At 65.5% G+C, this 18,127-nt stretch carries 14 protein-coding genes; 13 read left to right on the plus strand and 1 reads right to left on the minus strand.

Translation table 11 applies throughout. The annotated features are described in order from the left end of the window. Positions 1-39: 39 nt before the first annotated feature. The 13 genes from AKJ09_RS14420 (at position 40) to hflX (ending at position 16,461) form a co-directional block, all read left to right on the plus strand. Positions 40-1,098: a hypothetical protein gene (locus AKJ09_RS14420; RefSeq protein ID WP_146647780.1), complete on the plus strand. Its 1,059-nt coding sequence runs from the start codon at positions 40-42 to the stop codon at positions 1,096-1,098. Positions 1,099-1,352: 254 nt separating this feature from the next. Further along, entirely contained in the window at positions 1,353-1,991 is a 639-nt protein-coding gene (locus AKJ09_RS14425; protein WP_146647781.1) for a hypothetical protein, read from the plus strand. Positions 1,992-2,220: 229 nt separating this feature from the next. Beyond that, positions 2,221-3,315, plus strand: a complete 1,095-nt coding sequence (locus tag AKJ09_RS14430) for a hypothetical protein (protein WP_146647782.1) — start codon at positions 2,221-2,223, stop codon at positions 3,313-3,315. Positions 3,316-3,366: 51 nt separating this feature from the next. After that, positions 3,367-3,921, plus strand: a complete 555-nt coding sequence (locus AKJ09_RS14435) for an RNA polymerase sigma factor (protein ID WP_146647783.1) — start codon at positions 3,367-3,369, stop codon at positions 3,919-3,921. After that, positions 3,918-4,703: an outer membrane protein assembly factor BamD gene (locus AKJ09_RS14440; protein ID WP_146647784.1), complete on the plus strand. Its 786-nt coding sequence runs from the start codon at positions 3,918-3,920 to the stop codon at positions 4,701-4,703. Before AKJ09_RS14435 ends, AKJ09_RS14440 begins: the two co-directional genes overlap by 4 nt. Positions 4,704-4,771: 68 nt before the next feature. After that, entirely contained in the window at positions 4,772-6,001 is a 1,230-nt protein-coding gene (locus tag AKJ09_RS14445) for a hypothetical protein (protein ID WP_146647785.1), read from the plus strand. Next, the gene (locus tag AKJ09_RS14450; RefSeq protein WP_146647786.1) at positions 6,001-7,254 is read left to right on the plus strand and encodes a WD40/YVTN/BNR-like repeat-containing protein; all 1,254 of its coding nucleotides are present in this window, start codon (positions 6,001-6,003) and stop codon (positions 7,252-7,254) included. Before AKJ09_RS14445 ends, AKJ09_RS14450 begins: the two co-directional genes overlap by 1 nt. Then, positions 7,251-8,564 (plus strand): WD40/YVTN/BNR-like repeat-containing protein, encoded by a 1,314-nt coding sequence (locus tag AKJ09_RS14455; protein ID WP_146647787.1) that lies wholly within the window; start codon positions 7,251-7,253, stop codon positions 8,562-8,564. Before AKJ09_RS14450 ends, AKJ09_RS14455 begins: the two co-directional genes overlap by 4 nt. Before the next feature lie 12 nt (positions 8,565-8,576). Beyond that, the gene (locus AKJ09_RS14460; RefSeq protein WP_146647788.1) at positions 8,577-9,929 is read left to right on the plus strand and encodes an RCC1 domain-containing protein; all 1,353 of its coding nucleotides are present in this window, start codon (positions 8,577-8,579) and stop codon (positions 9,927-9,929) included. A 70-nt stretch (positions 9,930-9,999) separates the two neighbouring features. After that, entirely contained in the window at positions 10,000-11,835 is a 1,836-nt protein-coding gene (locus tag AKJ09_RS14465) for an IgGFc-binding protein (protein ID WP_146647789.1), read from the plus strand. Between the two features lie 199 nt (positions 11,836-12,034). Further along, positions 12,035-12,481: a hypothetical protein gene (locus tag AKJ09_RS14470; protein WP_146647790.1), complete on the plus strand. Its 447-nt coding sequence runs from the start codon at positions 12,035-12,037 to the stop codon at positions 12,479-12,481. A 377-nt stretch (positions 12,482-12,858) separates the two neighbouring features. After that, positions 12,859-15,021 carry an arabinofuranosyltransferase AftB family protein gene (locus AKJ09_RS14475; protein WP_146647791.1) on the plus strand — a complete coding sequence of 721 codons (2,163 nt, stop codon included), beginning with the start codon at positions 12,859-12,861 and terminating at the stop codon, positions 15,019-15,021. A 45-nt stretch (positions 15,022-15,066) separates the two neighbouring features. Continuing rightward, on the plus strand, positions 15,067-16,461 hold the full coding sequence (gene hflX / locus AKJ09_RS14480) for a GTPase HflX (protein WP_146647792.1): 1,395 nt from the start codon (positions 15,067-15,069) through the stop codon (positions 16,459-16,461). Between the two features lie 37 nt (positions 16,462-16,498). On the opposite strand, the gene AKJ09_RS14485 is transcribed toward hflX, so the two are convergent. Next, a complete protein-coding gene (locus tag AKJ09_RS14485; RefSeq protein WP_146647793.1) occupies positions 16,499-18,001 on the minus strand; it encodes a B12-binding domain-containing radical SAM protein in 1,503 nt (500 codons plus the stop codon). Between the last annotated feature and the right edge of the window lie 126 nt (positions 18,002-18,127).

Genomic DNA, 18,127 nt, shown 5'->3' on the forward strand with positions numbered 1-18,127 from the left:
CTCGGAGCGTTCTCTCCTCGAGGAGACAGGGCAGGCGACATGGCGCGACTCTCGTGGTGGCAAGCGGCGATGGCCTTCGGGCTCTGGGCTTGTGGAACGCCCACGTCGACGACATCGGCACCCGTCGTTCCGAACGCGACGTCGCCATCGTCATCGCGAGAAGAGCCGCCTCGCATGGCGACCGGCAAGCTCGTCACCATCTCCGATCGCACGGAGGGTGATGCGCTCTATCGCGTGCTCGTCGACGGCACGGCAACGCGAGTTTGGCCGCCTCGTGACCGTGCGCCGATATTCACTCTCCACGAGGAGCTTGGCGTCGGTTCCGACGAGATGCAGGCATCGCCCGACGGACAGCGCGTCGCCTACGTCGAAGACGGCGTGCTGAACGTGAGCCACCTGGAAGACGGCTCGACGATCGGCATCTTCCGAGCGCCGCACATCGAGGACGCGATTTTCGTCACGGCGTGGAGTCCGGACAGCCACGCGCTTCTCTACGCTCTCGAACGACGTCTCCCCGGCAATCCGGACGACGAAGCCTCGACCTACGACGCGGCGCGCTTCTTTCTCTACGATTTTCGCTCCCGCACGACGACCTCGATGTCACTGCCCGGCGAGTTCCACGGTTGGCTCCCGTCGGGAGAGATAATTCTCCTCGATGGCGACCAGGCTCTTCTCTTTGCCGATGGAAAGCACCGTCCGCTTCTCTCCGACCGGGTGCGACTTGGTCAACTCGACGTGAGCGCCGATGGCTCGCGCATCGTCGCGATGGCGGCGGTCGACCACGGTTCGCAAGTCGTTTCGATCGATCCGCGCGCGGAACGAATGAAGCCGCTCGGCACGCCACGCCGACACGCGGATGTGCAATGGCCACACGTTTCTCCGAATGGAGAAATCGTTGCTCGAATGGAGCGTGGTCGCACCGAAGGTGGCATTCCCGAATGGGCCGTATTCATCGAGGAGCGCCAACTGACGCCCTTCGCGAAAACTCTACGTTCCTTCACTTGGCTCGACGAAGCCACCCTGGCAGTCCTCTACGATCACGAGCTCCTCGTGATCGCGCGCGACGGCACGGTGAAGGGCCGCCCCCAGCTCCGCTGAGCGTGATGGCGGTGGTCGTGGTCTGGCGCCCAACGACAAACGGCCAATCGCGCAGCGACTCTATCGTGAACGGTTCACCACGCGTCCGCGTGAACGTTTGGCGACGAGAGGACCCGAGGCTGCCCACAGCTCTGCAATTTCGGGCCTTGAAGCATTGCTCGCTCATTGGTCCCCGTTCTTGCATAGTCGGCGACTCGCGCCGAGCCACGGACCACGTGCTCGCCCGTGCTCGCAACCTCTCGCGGAGATCCTTCATGCTTACGGTCCGAGTGTTTCGTTCTTCTGCCGCCTTCGTCCCCGTTCTCGCGTCCCTCCTTGCCATTGCCGGCGGCTGTTCGTCGGGGAGCGAGGGCGGTTCAGGTGCAGGTGCCGTGAGCTCCGTCGACTCGAGCAAACGGGTCGATAGCCTCTCCGACGCCGAGGCGAAGCAGTACTGCGAAGACGGACAGAGCTACACAACTTCGCAAATGAAGGCGCTCGACACGAAGCGAATCGGTTGCGGCTTCACCGCCCAGTTCACCGCCGGCATCGGCGCGCAGAGCGACGCGGACGCCCAAGCGAAGTGTCGAACGCAGTTCGATGAATGCATGAACAAGCCTGACGACGCGGGCGACGCTGGAACTGGCGACGCGGAAACAGACGACAGCTGCGCGTCGTTCAAGAACCAAACCCAAGGTTGTTCGGCCACGGTTGGTGAAATGAACCAATGCGTCGCCGACCAGATCGCCGCGCTCAAGGCGCTCGCGGGCAAAGACTTCTGCGCCGACGCGAAGGTTCGAACGCAAAGTGACCAGCCTGGGTCACCTGTCGCAACCCCAGCCAGCTGCACGGCGCTGGCGAGCAAGTGTCCGTCGCTCTTTGGCGGCACCGATGACAGCAGCAACGGCGGCTGAGCGCATTCACCGACCCGAGACCTCCTCGTCGGTGCACCGACGGACGCGGTGACACGAAGATGTTGCCGCGTCCGAGCGGCGAGCACGAGCTCGTGGCCAGCGCAGCATTTGCCGGCCTGCTCGAGTGGCAAACAGAAGCGCAATCGTGTTCTCCCCGCCGTGTCCTTAGGCCAGAAGGTGTTAGCGTTACGCGGCGACGGCCCCTCCGTCGGTCTTCTCGGTCTTCGCCGTGGTGCGCACGCTCGAGCTCTTGAAACGAGGATGGCCAGCAACGCTTGCCGTCGCCCTCTCGACCGGCGCGGCAAGAGCCGACGGAGCGGTGGTGACCACCGACGTCGTCCCCGCCCCCAAAGTGGAGCTGCGCTACGAGGTGGAGAAGGGCATCGTCGGATGCCTCTCCGAGCCTGAATTCCTCGACGCCGTTCGTCGCCGTCTGCCGGACGAGGAGCCCTTCGCCGAGGGCGCGTCCATCCTGGTCACCACCCGCATCGCTCGGGACGGTCGATGGTTGCACGCGACCATCACGCACCGTGAGCGGGTCGATCAAACTCCGGACGCGGCCGCGACCCAGGACATCGTTGCCGGCTCCGCCGAGTGTTCGACCCTGAGCGCCGCGGCCGCGCTCACCGTCAGCCTCACGATCGAGCGCTCACGTAGCCTTTCCCTCGCAGCGCCGCCAACGACGACGCCGATACCGGGACCACAGGAGCCCTCCGTCGCCGCTCCGGTCGGCACGGTCGGTCCGGCTCCCGCCGAGCCGCGAACGTCCCATCCCGCGAAGGCTGCCGCGCCTCCGCCGTCTGCTCCGCCTGCTCCGCGTACGCATACGGAGGTCCGAACGCAGGCTGCCTTCCTCGTGGGCGTCGGGATCTTGCCCCACGCCTCGACCGGAACGTCGTTCGGACTCACGGCGCGGAGAGGTCGCTTCGGCGTCGGCCTCGATGCAGGAGCTTGGTTGCCGGCGACCATCGAATCCGGTGCGGGGCATGCCGGCGCGCAGGCGTGGCTCCTTTTTCTCTCCGGCTCCGCTTGCTTGCACACTGCATGGTTGCGAACGTTCGTGTGCGCGATCGGCACGGCAGGCGACTTCCGCGCGGCCGGCACCGGCCGAGTGGTCAGTCGCTTGTCGAGCTCGGCCTACTTCGCCGGAGGAGCCCGCCTCGGCACCGAAGTCCCGATCGCCGGTCCTTTCTCGCTCGAGCTCCATGGCAGCGCTCTCTTTCCAGTTTCGCGCCCCCTCCTTCGCTTCGGCAACGAGTCGCTATGGCGCGCGCCTTTGGTGGGGGGAGAAATCGGCGTCGGTCTTCGCATGTCGATTTTGTGACGAGTCCCAGGGGGACCGCCCAATACCGATCGATGGCCGCGCAGAACGGCCATGACGACGCATGAGCTCCGCTCGGAGCAGCACGTACGAGTGGACTTCCGCGACATCTTTCGAGAGCACCTCCGCTTCGTCCTCATGAGCTTGCGACGCCTCGGCGTACGCGATGGGGACGTCGAGGACGTCGCTCAAGAAGTGTTCGTCGCCGTCCATCGAAAGCTCGACGACTACGACTCGACCCGCCCGCTCCCACTCTGGCTCTTCGGCTTCTGCCTCCGCGCAGCGTCGTCGTATCGGCGCCTCGCGCGTCACCGCCGGTGGCAGCAACCAGAAGACGACTCCGCGCTCGAACCGACGAACACCGCCCCCCTTCCCGACGACCAGATGGTCGCCGAAGAAAATCGACGCATGGTCCTCGCCGCGCTCGACGCCATCGAAGAAGAGCGCCGCGTGGTGTTCGTCATGCACGAAATGAACGATTTCCCCGCCTCGCAGATCGCCGAAATGCTCAACGTCCCCGCCAATACCGTTTATTCGCGCCTGCGCCTCGCTCGCGAGGAATTCCGCAAAGCCGTACATCGGATTCGGGCGTCACGGAGCACTCGATGAGCCGGCTTCGCGAGGAGCACTCGCAGCACTCGCAGGACTCTCTCGAGTCCGATCTTCGCGCCATGATCGACGACGCGAAGCGTCTCGACTCCGTCGAACCAGCCTATGGCGGGCCCGCACACGACCGCATCCTCGCGAAGGTCGAACGTGCCCTGTCCGCACCAAACGCTGTCCGGCGTAGCATCTTCATGAGTCGCTCCGGACTCCTCGTCGCCGCCGTCTGCACGCTCGGGACGTTGGCGGCGTGGCAAGTCGTCGGCACCGGATCCGCCGGCGCGCCGACATCGATGACGGTCAGCACGGTCAGCACGGTCAGCACGGTCAGCACGCCGAACGTCCCGGCGCCTGTCGTCGCTCCGCCCTCGGATACCGGCGCTCCCGACGTTCCGACCATGCGCGTCGACGACCTTCCGGCATCCGCACAAGCGCCACTCGCGGCTCCGCCCGCACGACGCGCAAATAGCGCGAACGCGACGCCGGAGGCTGGCGGTACGGATCTCGCCGAAGAGTATCGGCTCGTCGAAGACGCGCGCGCCAAGCTCGCGGCCAAGAATTACGCGGGCGCGCTCCGCTCCGTCGAAGAACACGAGCGACGCTTTCCGCGCGGTCAGCTCAATCAGGAGAACGAGAGTCTCCACATCCAGGCGCTCGCCGAGGCCGGTCGCCTTCCCGAGGCTCGCGAGCGAGCCGCTCGGTTCCATGCGCGCTTTCCGAACGGCCTGCTCGCCCCCTCCGTCGCACGGGCCATTGCCAGCGGAAGTCCCACCCCCGCAGTCCCCTGACGCTCCGCTTGCGAGCGTCTCCATCTTGCTCTCGCCACCACGCCACTTCCCAGGCGCTTCAGGTGCTCATGTCTTCACGCCGGTACCATCGAATCTTCGCTCTTGCGATCACGGGCTCCGCGGTCGCGCTCGCAAGCGCATGCGCGGACACGCCGCTCGACGTCGGCGCCCGACTCGACGACATCGACGCAAGCGCGCCGCCACCTTCGTTCACGCCGCAAGACTCCGGCGGTGACTCCGATGCGCCCTCTCTGGAGTCTCCCAAGCTCTGCATCGCCACGAGCTGCACGGAACCGTACACGACCTGTGGCAACGGATATCCGTGCTCCGTGAATCTCGATACGGATTCCAACAACTGCGGAGAGTGCGGCAAGGTTTGCCCGTCGCAGTTCGGCAATCTGCACATGTCTTCGACGTGCGTGGCGGGCGCGTGTCGACCGCTTTGCGCCAAGGAGCCTGCCGGCGGCAAGTTCTGGGTATTCGCGGACTGCAACACCGTCCTCGAGGATGGCTGCGAGACGAACACCTCGACCGATCCCAGCAACTGCGGCGCGTGCGGGAACAAGTGCGCGGACGGCGTTCGATGCATCGACGGCAAGTGCGGGTGCGACGCGGGCCTGATCGATTGCGGAGGCGAATGCATCGACCCGCGCAACAACGATGACCATTGCGGTGCGTGCGGGAATGCCTGCTCGTGGCCGACCAACGCGCCCGAGCCGCCTCCGCACATGGAATATGGCTGCGTCGACAACCAGTGCGGGCAGCTCAGGTGCCAGGATTGGTGGGGCGATACCTGGGCCGATTGCGACAAGGATCCCAAGAACGGCTGCGAGGTTTTCGTCGGTCTCAGTTACACCGATACCGACCCCAACAATTGTGGCAAGTGCGGAAACAAGTGCACCGCCGGTCAAGTCTGCTGGGACCTCAACGAAGACTATCACCCCGAGTGCCTCTGCGCGAATCCGACCCAGACGCTCTGCGGGACCATCGATACGTCCAACCTCGGTTGTTACGATCTCCTGAGCGACCCCGACAACTGCGGCACGTGCTTCACCAAGTGTGAGGCCTGGCACGAGAACACCACGGCAACGTGCCGAAAAGGCATCTGCGAAACGGGATGTGCGCCCGGTTGGGGTGATTGCGACTTCAATCCCAACAACGGTTGCGAAACCAATCTGATGGTGAGCGATGGCCATTGCGGCCAATGCGGAAACCATTGCGATACCCAAGCTGGCCAGCCGTGCATCAACGGCCAGTGCGCGATGACCGAGTGCGACGCCGGGACGGTGACGAAGTGATGATTCACGCCAAGACCAACGCGACTCGTTCCCGCTCGCTTCTCCCCCTCGCGGCGGTCGGCCTCGCAGGCCTCGCCCTTGCCGTCGCGAGTTGCGCGCAGGCGAACGACTCCGTCGACGTGACCCCCGACGCCTCCACGGTCCCCGAGAGCGGCAGTCCACTCGTGGACGTGGATGCGGACGCCGCGCTCGATGCGAGCTGCGATGACGCGAGCGACGGCAGCTGCACGACGCGCGAGCTTACGTGCGCGGAGGCCGACTTTTGCGCTGTCCCGACCAATACGGACGCTCGCTTTGCGCTGCTCTCCGTGTGGGGTAGCTCGGCAAACGACGTCTGGGCCGTCGGCTCGGGTGGCACCATCGCGCACTGGGATGGCGCGGCCTGGGCGAGGATCCCATTCAAAGGCAAAGACACGCTGCGCGCGGTAGGCGGCAGCTCCGCCACGGACGTCTGGATCGTCTCGGCGCCGAATCTCATCGCACATGTCGATGGGTTCCACGGCGATGCGACGAAGCTCGAAATCCAGCCTCCGCGTGACGAGGGTGATCCGACGAACTGGCTCGGCTCGACACTCACGTACATCTGGAACATCGGTCCAGGAGAGTTCTTCGTAGGAGGCCCGACAACGCGGGGGTATCCGCAGAACAGCCTGTGGCGACACTACGGCACGCCGACCAATCCGCTGGACGCAACGTCGAACTGGGACGTCGCTTCGACCTACTGCATCAGCGGCCAGGTATGCCCTGACTCGAACGGCATCTGGGGAACGAGCGCGAACGACCTCTGGGTCATCGGCCAAAAGGGCGGCGTTCGCCACTCCAACGGCGCTGTCGGCAATGGCGGCGGCGCCAACCAGTGGACGCTCTTGAAGAACACGTTCACCGCCGACAACCTCCTGGGCATCTGGGGAAGCAGCAATTCGGATATCTGGATTGTCGGCGAAGGCGGAACGATTCGGCACTGGTCGAACGACGCCTCTCGAGAGTGGGAGATCGTGCCGTCACCGACGACGGAGACCCTTCGCGCCGTTTGGGGAAGCGGGCCTCGCGATGTGTGGGCCACCGGCGACAACGGAACGATCATCCATTGGGACGGCGACTCCTGGCGCCCGGCGACGGCGACCTTCCCGGTTGGGCCGAAGCCGCGTCTCTACCGCATCTGGGGCAGCGGTCCGAACGACGTCTGGATCGTCGGCGAAGCCACCGCATTGCACTTCACGGGTCCGAAAGCGCCGAAGGGCGGAACGCAATGAACGAACGTTTTCTGGGGCGACTCTCGCTCGGCGCGCTCGCCACGATGCTCGCCAGCGGCGCGGTGGCGGCCATGATCGGCTGCTCGAACGGTACGACGGACACCGATGTCCAACTGGACGCTCCCGACGTCGAATCGCCCGACGCTTCGGACGCGACCCGTCCACAAGAAGACGCGGACGCGGACGCCGACGCCGGGCAAGCTGACGCTCAGGCCGACGCCGATGCCGGAGACGCGGAGCCGCGCACGTGCTCCGACGACTTCGTCTGCCATACCCAACTACCTCCGAAGTCCTTCCTCCGCGACGTCTGGAGCGCGGGTGACGGCGTCGTCTGGGCCGTTGGGTGGGCCGATCCCATCCTCAGCGCCAGCAAAGGAAGCATCCTGCGCTGGGATGGCAAAACGTGGACGAAGGTCTTCGAAGAAGCGAACCGTCTCCACGCCATCTGGGGCAGCAGCCCGACCGACATCTGGGTCGGCGGCGACAACGGTCTCTTCCATGGTACGGGCCCGTCGTCCGACGCCCTCACCTGGACCAAGGTCCGCAGCGAGGTCATCTCGTCGATCTGGGGGACGAGCGAAAGCGACGTCTGGGCGGTCGGCTCGACGAAGACCTACATAACCATGTTCGACGGCAAGGTCCTCCACTACCAAGGCCCTGCCCAAGACGGCAGCGACGGTTGGGAGCTCGACCCGATATCGACCGGCACCGTCGGATTTCGCAAGGTCTGGGGCAGCGGACCGAACGACGTCTGGATCGCCGGCCAGTACGATCGAGGTTGCTCGATCTTCTGCATCCAAGAGGCGGTCGTTTACCACCGCGTCGCCGGTGAAAATGGCCCGACGTGGAGCCAGGCCGGAATGCCCTCGTTCGGCTACAACGGACTCCGCGGCAGCGTCTTCAGCGGCGGCGGCTCGATCGGTCCGAACAACGTGTGGCTATTCGGCAGCACGGTTCCGGAGATCTACTCGTCCCAAGACGGACGATTCATGGGCGTCGCGAAGAACGACGGGTCCGGGGAATTCGCCTGGACGCCGGGCACGTTCGGAACCTGCGAGGGATATTGGTATTGCAAGAACGTCTGGTTCACGCGCGCCGTGTGGGGAACGAAACCGGACGACGTCTTCCTTGCCGGTGACTACGGCCAAGTCAGGCATTGGGACGGCAGACAGTTCACGTTCGTCAAGACGACGCTCGAGTTCATCCCGTCAACGGCGAGCCTTTATGCCATGTGGGGAAGTTCGAATACGGATCTCTGGATTGTCGGAGACGGAATCGCCCTTCACAAATTGTCTCCTTCCACCCACTGAGGGCGAAGTCTCATGAAACGACGAATGCGTTTCCTCTTCATGCTGGCCCCGGTGGCCGCCACCACGATCCTCGTCGCCTGCAGCAACAACGACCCGACGCCCGCGTTCGACGACGCTCCGGACGGGGCGAGCGAAGCGGCCGCGAATCTTCCAGAGACCGCGGCCCCGGACGCGCAGAACGGGGACGGCGGTGCGCTCGATGCGCGAGCTCCGTTCGATGCCGAAGGCGAGCTCGTGACGTGCACGACGAAGCCCTGTGTGACCCAGCTCGTCACGGGCGACACGCACTACTGCGCGCTCATGGACGACAAGACCGTCCGCTGCTGGGGGGTAACCTCCGGCGCCATCGGCATCATGGACGGCGGCGATCCATCCACGTCGTACCAGACCGTTCCTCGCGACGTCGGACTCACGGATGTCGAGCAGCTCAGCGCCGCGAACGGCACGACGTGCGCACTGCATACGAACGGAACCGTGACGTGTTGGGGAAGCAACAACGGCGGCAGGCTCGGCCTCGAGCCACCGAGGACGGACTACGTCCCTCACGGGCCGGCGCTCGTCACTCGCGACGGCGGTCCGATCGACGGCTTCACCCGGATCGACGTCGGCCCAGTGGGCCTCGTATTCGCGACGACCAGCGCCGGTGAGCTCTGGTCGTGGGGTACGAACATCGGCGATGCACTCGGTCGACCGGACGAGACCAATCGCATCCTGGGCCCAGGACCGGCAAACGCAATCACGCGGGTCAAAGCACTCCGCGCCGGTGGATTTGCCTCCGAGAACACCGGCGGCTTCGGATTCGCCGTTGCCGATGACCGCAAGCTCTTCGTGTGGGGCGCCTACCGCTGGCTCGTGACCTATCCAGGCACCGCCCCCTTGGCCGTCACGGGCCTCGAGAACGTCACCAGCGTTGCCGCGTCCACCGAACGCCTCTGCGCCGTCGCGGACGGTCGCTTGTACTGCTGGGGCCCCAATGGCGCTCTCTCTTGCACGGGAACGAAGGACGGTTCGGCAACGCCCGTCGAGATCCGAACGCGAGGGGAAGCGCCGGCACGCGAGGTCAGCATCAGCTACGGCGCAACGTGCGTGCGCCTGACCGACGGCACGGTCGAATGCTGCGGCACGGATTCCTTCGGCCAGCTTGCAACCGGCGACGCGGACGGCGGCACCGGGGCGCCTCTGCTCACCAAGGCGAAGGCACTCACCGATCACGTCGTGAGCATCCAGGTCGGCCTCTTCAGCTCGTGCGCGCTCGTGCAGGGAGGAAAGGTGCAGTGCTGGGGAAGCAACCAGTACGGCCAGCTCGGCCAAGGCACGCGCGACGACGACCGTCACGGCACACCGCTCACGGTGAAGTTCGACTGAAGGCCATCGCCCTCCGTCGCACGCCCCCCGACTCCGTAACACCGCCCCTCGATCATCGGACAGAAGTACCATGCGCTTCAGCACGTCGAGTAACCGGCAAGCCCCGCTCGGGCTGCGCGCACTCGTGCTCTTCCTTGCCTCCCTGGGAATGCTCGTCACGGCCTCCGCGTCGTGCGGCGAGAGTGATCGCGCGTTCGTCGAAGACACCCCGGGACCGATCGCGCCGCCGGACGCAGCGCCCTTCGAACCTGGTCCGTCGTGCGCCGGGCTTCGGTGTTCGCGCGACCTGAAGAAGGTCGTCGACGGCTGCACGGAAGCGGTGATCGAGGAGTGCGGTCCGGACAAGGGTTGTGCGGAAGGCGCGTGCGTCGACGCTTGCCTGGCGGCAGAGTCCTCGCAGGGCTCGGCGGGCTGCTCGTTCTGGACACTCCCTCCGGACGAGCCGATTTACGGGCCCGGCTCCTGCTTCGCGGCGATGATCGCGAACACGTGGGATCGGCCGGTCACCATCCAGGCCGAGTATGGCACCGAGCCGCTCGACCTCTCCCAATCGTTGTTCACCGCCGAGGCGGTCGGCGCAGAGCCGAAATACACGAAGCTCGAAGGCCCTCTCCCTCCTGGCCAGGTCGCGCTCGTATTTCTCTCCGAGATCCGGCCCACCCCTCCGCCGACGGGTGGACGACAGAACTTCTCCGCTTGCCCGCTGGGGACCGTCGGTGCGCTCAACGGAGACCCCATCACGCACGGCACGGCACGCACCAAGGCGTTCTCCATCAAGACCGACGCCCCCGTGAGTGCGTATTCGATCTATCCGTACGGCGGCGCAAAGACGTTCATCCCGTCGGCCACGCTTCTCCTCCCGACATCGTCGTGGAAAACGAACTACGTCGCCGTCAACGGTTGGCCGTTCACCCGTGACATCTACAACAATCCGCTCGGCTCTCCGACGCTCCAGATCGTCGCCACCTCGGACGATACCGAAGTGAGCATGCGGCCGAAACTCGACATCTACGACGGCGTCGACCTCATCGGCGGCGCGGCCGGGCAGCGCGTGACGTGGAAACTCTCACGCGGAGAGGTCATCCAGATTGCCCAGGTCGAGGAGCTGACCGGAAGTCCCATCGAGTCGAACAAGCCCATCGGTGTCTTCGGCGGTTCGCAATGCACGTTCCTTCCGAACACCGTCAGCGCGTGTGACACGCTCCAGCAGCAAATTCCGCCGCTCGCGCAGTGGGGGTCGGAGTACGGCCTCGTTCCGTTCCGGAGTCGTATCCCAAGTACCGCGGAGCGCCGCGAGAAGGTGCCCTATCGGCTCGTCGGAGCCGTCGACGGCACCGTGCTCACGTACGACCCCGCGAAACCGCTCGAGGCGCCGGCCACGCTGAAGGCTGGCGAGCTCGTCACGTTCATGACCGACGAGCTCGTGGTGGTGAGGAGCCAGGACGCCGACCATCCGTTCTACGCCTCGGTGATGATGACCGGCGGCCTCTTCAACGGCGGCGTCAACAGCCCGACGTTCGGCGATCCGGACTTCGTCAACGTCGTCCCGACGGATCAATACCTCGACCGATACGTTCTCTTCGCCGACTACACTTTCCCGGACACCTCGCTCACACTCGTCCGCAAGAAGACTGCGAAGGGCTTCATGCCCGTCACGCTCGACTGCGTCGGTGAAGTTCCGAACTTCCGCCCCCTCGGCGCGAAGGGCGAATACGAGTACGCGTGGCTCGATCTCACCAAGAACTTCAACACGGCGAGCGGCACCTGCGGGACCGGCCGTCACGAAGCCAAGAGCGACGGCCCCTTCACCGTCACCGTCTGGGGCACGGGCTACTTCGCCAGCTACGGCTATGCGGGCGGCACGGGTAGCCGTCCGATCACCAAGGTCCAGGTGCCCGTCCGCTAACCGAATCCCGTTCAAGAAAACGGTGGCGCGTGTTGCGCCAACGAGGACCGAGCAACGTCGGCGAAGATGGAGCACACCACGATCTCTCTATCGCCCTGTGCCAGCTCTCCACGACACGGCGATCGCGCCCGGCACGGCACTTCACGCGGGAAAAGCGGTTGTCCGAACGGCGGCACATCCGTTGCTCCGACACGCATCCATGACGAGAGTCTTCGTGTACCTTGCCGGGTTCCTCGCCGCCGCGATCACCGCGTGCACCGGCGCAGAGTCGAGCCAACCGTCCACTCCGTCTTCTTCGACGAACGGCGACAGTGATCCGCCGTCGACGAACCACGAAGCGAGTGCAGACGGAGGGTTTGCCAATGGCTGTTCTCCCGAAGCTCCTATTCGCTACGTCGTCGGTCCCATCGGCGATCCGTTCGGCCCCAACGAGTACGATTCCTGTGAGCCGCTGCCCGGCGCATGCGCGGATGCCGGTCTCGTCAACGAAGAAGTCTCGGACATCGCGAGCACCTGCGATTGCGTGATCGCCGAGAAGAAAAAGGCGATCAACGACGCCGGCGAGACCTCGTGCCCAGGACGCGGGCCCGTCTACTGCGACGTCCTCGAAGACGGCACGCTCCGGCTTCGGTGTTCACCGCCGTGAGTCGCCCCGAGCAGATGGCGCGCGAGGCTCTCGCTGGAAGGCCATCAGGTGCCTACGCCCAGTCCGACGATGCCGAGCCCACCCGCGACGAAGCCGACGGTCTTCCAGGATGAGGTCGCGTTCGCATCGTCCCCTCGAGACCGCGACGTCCACCGAAAGGCCTCTCAGCCGCGCCCCACGGCGTACGGCACAATCCGGCACAGGTCCTGACGCGACGGTCGCTGCACACCCGACGATGAACGCGGAAAAAGCAGTTGCGCGAAGCGGCACGGGCGCTGCACCGTCGCGTCCGATCGATGTCGAGCCGCCAAGATTCTTCGCGATGGGCCAGGTTGTGGCCCGCACTCGTACCGTGTGCCCTGCTGGCTGTGCTCGCGGTGCATCGCGTCTGGATGGACGACGACGCATTCATCAACCTGCGCGTCGTCCGTAACGTTCTCGAGGGGAACGGTCTCGTTTACAACGCTGGGGAGCGCGTCGAGGCGACGACGAGTCCCCTGTGGGTCGCGATTCTGTGTCTGAGCGGGGCATTGCCTTTGAAGCTCGAGTACGTGGCCGCGTATGGCGGGATCGCCATGAGCGTCATGGGGCTCCTGGCGGCCCAGATGGGCGCGTTCTCGGGAACCCGGGAAGAGCGCCTGCACGTGCCGCTCGGTGCGATGGTGTTCGCCGTGATTCCGGCGGCGTGGGATTACGCCTCGTCGGGGCTCGAGACGGGCCTCTCGTTTTGTTGGCTCGGTCTTTCGTTCTGGACGCTCGTTTGCCAGGGTCGTTCGTCCCAATGGTCTCCCACGAAAGCCCTCGGGGCGTCGGCACTGCTCGGGCTAGGCCCACTCGTGCGGCCGGAGCTTGCATTGTATTCGGCGTCCATGCTGATCCCGCTCGTCGTGCACGGCATGGTGCAGGCTGGGCCATCGCGTCGAGCGAGGCTCCGAGCGGCGGGAATGATGGCCATCGCGGCGGTAGCGCTGCCGCTCGGATACGAGCTTTTTCGAATGGGGTATTACGCGGCGCTGGTTCCGAATACCGCCATTGCCAAACAAGCGTTCGCGTTCAACACGAAACAGGGGTTCTGCTACGCGAAGAACTTCTTTTCGCTTTATCGATTGCCGATCGCTCTCTCCGTACTGGCGGTCTTTTGGGGCCTTCAGGTTCGCCGCTTCGGCGCGTCAGGCGAGCACATTCTTGCAGCCATCTTCATCGCTCTGCCCGTACTCGCGACATTGCACGTCGGGTATGTCGTCGCGATGGGTGGAGATTACATGCACGGGCGCATGTTCCTGCCCGCACTCTTCGCCGGGCTGATGCCCGTGAGCCTCGTGGCATTTCCGAGAAAATCGGAGCTCCGCGAGTATCTCGTTGCCATCGGTCTGACCGTTCCGCTTGCAGGCTGGGCTTTCGTATGCGGAACGAAGCTACGCGTCGACAAAGAGAACGTGTGCGGGATTGGAGACGAACGTGGCTGGTACGCGCGGATGGCCGGCGCAAAGAATCCCATCTTGCTGGGCGACTACCGCAATTTTCAATTCCACAAGACTGGCACCACGATGCGCGCCGAAGTGGAGAGAGACTGTCCGATAGAACGCCGCGTCGACGAAGGTTCGTGCCGGCGCACGATTCATTTCGACCATGATACCGAGGTTCGCTTCCACCCCCCTCGCAGGAGCTTGGAGCTTTCCCGAGACGTCGCTCCCGGCATGCGTGGCGTCGTCACGGAGAATGCGATTGGCATCGTCGGACAGATTTTGCCTTCGACCGTGCACCTTCTCGATCGTCACGGCCTCGCCGACGCGTTTGCATCGCGCCTCGCCGTAGCCGAACGAGGGCGGCCCGGACACGAGAAGGATCTGCCCGCGGCTTGGGTCGCGGCGCGATTCGCCGCCCGCGAACCGACAGAAGACTCTGCCATCGTTGCCGCGCGCCACGCCCTGCAGTGCGGTTCATTGGCAGCGCTCGACAGGGCCATTCACGAGCCCCTGAACGCTGGGCGCTTTTTCGACAACATGAGGTTTGCGCTGGCGAGCCGCGCGATGAAGATCTCGCCCGATCCCTTCGAGGCCGAGGCACAATATTGCGGCACGCCCAGACCGCCGGTCCTGGTTGCCGGAGGAAAGGGCGGTGAGCCCTATCGATGGCAGTGTCCTGCCGGCAGTGAGCTCGCGGCATTGAGCGGAACGGTGCATGGCGAGGAGAGCGTGTCCAGCATCACCCCCGTTTGTGTCGCGAACGACGGCCACGCGCGTCGCGCGAGCGGCCCGGAGTTCGGGCAGCATGCATCGTCGACGTTCGAGTCCTCGTGCGCACCCGACGAGCATGTCGTCGGAGTTCACGGCAGTCGTACGCATCTCGTTCACGAGGTCGGATTGCTCTGCGCGTCGAACGAAGACGGGCGAACGACGAGGCGTGCAGCGTCGGGCGGCATCGGCGGGGGCACGTCGTTCGAACTGCGCTGTCCCGAGTCACTCGTCGCGATCGGCGTTACCGGCCGTGCGGGCGATCGAATCGACGCTGTCGGCATCGTCTGCGGTCCTGCCCAATAGGCCGCGGTTGGTGGCAGCCCAACATCGTGCTAGCCGTGCGGGCCAATGGGGAACCCCCCGAAGCGCCAAGAAGCCGTGCTCGTGGCAGTCCACCTGCCCGATGCCGATGATCTCGAATTCACCTCTAGCCTCGAGGAGCTCGAGCGTCTCGTCTCGACCCTCGGCTACAAGACCGTCGCCAAGGTCACCCAGAACCGCACGCACCTCGAAACCGCGGCGGTGCTCGGTGAAGGCAAGCTCAAGGAGCTAGGCGACCTCACCGGCGGTGACGGGCACGTCGGCACCACGGCGCCGAAGAAGAAGGACAAGGCGCGTCTTCGCCGCGAGGCGGAGGCGGGCGGCGACTTCGACGACGATGGCGACGTGGACGTCGAGGAGGAAGACGACGACTTCGGAGTGGACGGGGAGCGCACCGCGAAGGTCGATCTGGTCGCGGTCGACCACGATCTCTCGCCCAGCCAGGCGAGGAACCTCGAACGCGCCACGGGCGCGGCCGTGCTCGACCGCACCGGCGTCATCATCGAGATCTTCCACCGCCACGCCAAGAGCCGCGAGGCGCGCCTGCAGGTCGAGATCGCTCGCCTGACGTACACCGCGCCGCGCCTCCGCGAATCACCCTCGGGCAAGGAGCGCCAGCGCGGTCGAGGCGCCGGTGAAGCCGCGCTGGAGCTCGATCGACGCAAGGTCCGTGACCGCATCGCCGAGCTCAAGGAGGAGCTCGTGGCCGTCCAGCGCGACCAGGACGTCCGCCGCTCGCACCGTCGCCAGGCGCGCCGCATCGCGCTCGTCGGCTACACGAACGCCGGGAAATCCTCGCTCATGCGCGCCCTCACGGGCAGCGACGTGTACGTCGAGAACAAGCTCTTCGCCACGCTCGACACGACCGTGCGCGCGCTCTACCCGGAGCCGAAGCCGCGCATCCTCGTCAGCGATACGGTCGGCTTCATCAAGAAGCTCCCGCACGATCTCGTCGCGTCGTTCAAGTCGACGCTCGACGAAGCGCTCGAAGCCTCGCACCTCCTCCACGTCGTCGACGCCGCCGATCCCTCCTGGGAATCGCAGCTCGCCGTCACGCGTGAGGTCCTCGAAGAGATCGGCGCCGGCGAGGTTCCCTCCACGCTGGTCATGAACAAGATCGATCGGCTCGCGCCGGAGGAGCTCGCCGCCCTTCGCGTTCGCCTGCCCGACGCGTGGTTCGTGTCGGCCCACGACCCGAGCGACGTCGCGAGCGTCCGTGAGCGAATCATCGGGATCTTCGAGGCCACGTACGTCGAATCCGAGTTCGTGATCCCGTACGACCGCCAGGCCGTGCTCAGCGAGATGCACGACTCGGGGCGCGTCTCCGCCGAACGCTACGAAGAGAACGGCGTCATCGTGACGTATCGCGCCGAGCCGGAAGTGATTGCTCGCTTCCGCTCCAAGCTCGAACGCGCTCGATGATTCAGAGCCGGGCTCAGATCTGGGCCCAGATCTGGGCTCAGATTTGGGCGATGGCGAGCGTGCGGCGCGGTTTGGCCACGTCGATGCGCGTCGAGAGCCTCGAAAAGGCCTTCTTGTAGGCCGCGAAGTTCCCGCCATCGCGCACAGCCTCGAGCACGGCGAGGCCCTCTTCGGGTCCGCCCTGCGCGAGCACGTACTCGACCCAGGCCCACTTGGCGCTCGTCGAGCGTGCATCGGCGCGACCACGGAGACCTCGGCGAAGTCGTTCGAGCCGCTTTTCGACCACGGAGATGCCGGCGAAGCCCTGACCATCCATCGGCGTGTTCCGCTTCGCGCAGAACGGCGCGATGCCGAGCGCGACGGGGCAGATCTTCGAGAGCTCGGTGGTGAAACGAACGCACTCGTCGATGTCGTCGTCGCTCTCGTTCGGCAGCCCGATCATCAAGTAGAGCTTGAGGCGATCCATGCCGTGCTTCTTCGCGAGCTCGGCGCAGCGAATGAGGTGTTTCTCCTTCGCCTTGCGCTCGAGCTGTTCGCGCATCTTCTCGCTCGGACCATCCATGGCGGTCGTGAGCGTGCGGTAGCCGCCGCGGGCGAGCGCTCCGACGAAGTCGTCGCTCAGGCGATCGGGCCGGAGCGACGACAGGCCGACCTCGCGGCCTTGGTCGGCGAGCGTGTTGACGATGCTCACGATCTTCGGGTGATCGCTGACGGCCGCGCCCACGAGACCGACGCGCTTCGCATCGGACGGGATGAGCTCGAGGATCTTCTCCATCGACGCCATGCGCATGCCGCCGTTCGTCGAGCGTCGCATCACGCAGTACGTGCAGCGACGTGAACAGCCGCGCTCGGTCTCGATGAGGAACATGTCGCTGAGCACCGCGTGCGGCGTGCGGATGGCCGCCCAGGCGGGGATCATCTCGTCGGGCACCTTGGCCACCGTGGGAAGAACGGCGCCGTGAAGCTCGGGGACGAAGACGTGCGCGATCTTGGCGAGCGCGGCCAGCCGATCGTGGTGACGCGGCGTGGACTCGAGCACGCGCAGGACCTCGACCGTGATCTCTTCGGCCTCGCCGATGATGATCGCATCGCAGAAAGGCGCGAGCGGAAGCGGATTCGAGAAGGTGAGCGGGCCGCCCGCCAGGAGGAACGGATGCCTCTCGGGATCGCGCTCGTCGCGGAGCGCTGGGATGTTCGACGCGTCGAGCAGGCGAATGAGACCGCCGATCTCGATCTCGTAGGCCACGCTCACCGCGATGACCGGGAACTCCTCGAGGGGCGTGCGTGACTCGAGGCTCGCGGGGTGCTCCTGCGCGGCGAGATCGTTCTCGGCTTCGTCGTCGAGCACGACACGTTCACACGCCAGACCCGAGCTCTCCATGATCGCGCGATAGATGCGCTGGTAGCCGAGCGAGCTCATCGCTGCGCCATAGGGCGACGGGTACGTCAGCGCGACCGTGAAGGGCGCCTGCTTGTCCAGTCGGCCCACCTCGGCCGTGAGGCGCTCTCGGATACGTGCTTCGCGGTTCGGGGACTTCAACGACGGCTTCTTTAGTGTTCCCGGCAGCTCACGCAAGGACTACTGCGCCGAACGGCTTCGATGAACGCGAGCAGACCGAGTGACCGAAGGGGCGCTCGAGTGCTCGGACAGCTCGAGAACGACGAA

The sequence above is a fragment of the Labilithrix luteola genome, assembly GCF_001263205.1.
Lineage (GTDB): Bacteria > Myxococcota_A > Polyangia > Polyangiales > Polyangiaceae > Labilithrix > Labilithrix luteola.

What these genes read in the sequence shown, in the direction of transcription:
- AKJ09_RS14420 (WP_146647780.1), top strand. Translation starts at nt 40, where the DNA reads ATGGCGCGACTCTCGTGGTGGCAAGCGGCGATGGCCTTCGGGCTCTGG.
- AKJ09_RS14425 (WP_146647781.1), top strand. Translation starts at nt 1,353, where the DNA reads ATGCTTACGGTCCGAGTGTTTCGTTCTTCTGCCGCCTTCGTCCCCGTT.
- AKJ09_RS14435 (WP_146647783.1), top strand. Translation starts at nt 3,367, where the DNA reads ATGACGACGCATGAGCTCCGCTCGGAGCAGCACGTACGAGTGGACTTC.
- AKJ09_RS14440 (WP_146647784.1), top strand. Translation starts at nt 3,918, where the DNA reads ATGAGCCGGCTTCGCGAGGAGCACTCGCAGCACTCGCAGGACTCTCTC.
- AKJ09_RS14445 (WP_146647785.1), top strand. Translation starts at nt 4,772, where the DNA reads ATGTCTTCACGCCGGTACCATCGAATCTTCGCTCTTGCGATCACGGGC.
- AKJ09_RS14450 (WP_146647786.1), top strand. Translation starts at nt 6,001, where the DNA reads ATGATTCACGCCAAGACCAACGCGACTCGTTCCCGCTCGCTTCTCCCC.
- AKJ09_RS14455 (WP_146647787.1), top strand. Translation starts at nt 7,251, where the DNA reads ATGAACGAACGTTTTCTGGGGCGACTCTCGCTCGGCGCGCTCGCCACG.
- AKJ09_RS14460 (WP_146647788.1), top strand. Translation starts at nt 8,577, where the DNA reads ATGAAACGACGAATGCGTTTCCTCTTCATGCTGGCCCCGGTGGCCGCC.
- AKJ09_RS14465 (WP_146647789.1), top strand. Translation starts at nt 10,000, where the DNA reads ATGCGCTTCAGCACGTCGAGTAACCGGCAAGCCCCGCTCGGGCTGCGC.
- AKJ09_RS14470 (WP_146647790.1), top strand. Translation starts at nt 12,035, where the DNA reads ATGACGAGAGTCTTCGTGTACCTTGCCGGGTTCCTCGCCGCCGCGATC.
- hflX (WP_146647792.1), top strand. Translation starts at nt 15,067, where the DNA reads ATGGGGAACCCCCCGAAGCGCCAAGAAGCCGTGCTCGTGGCAGTCCAC.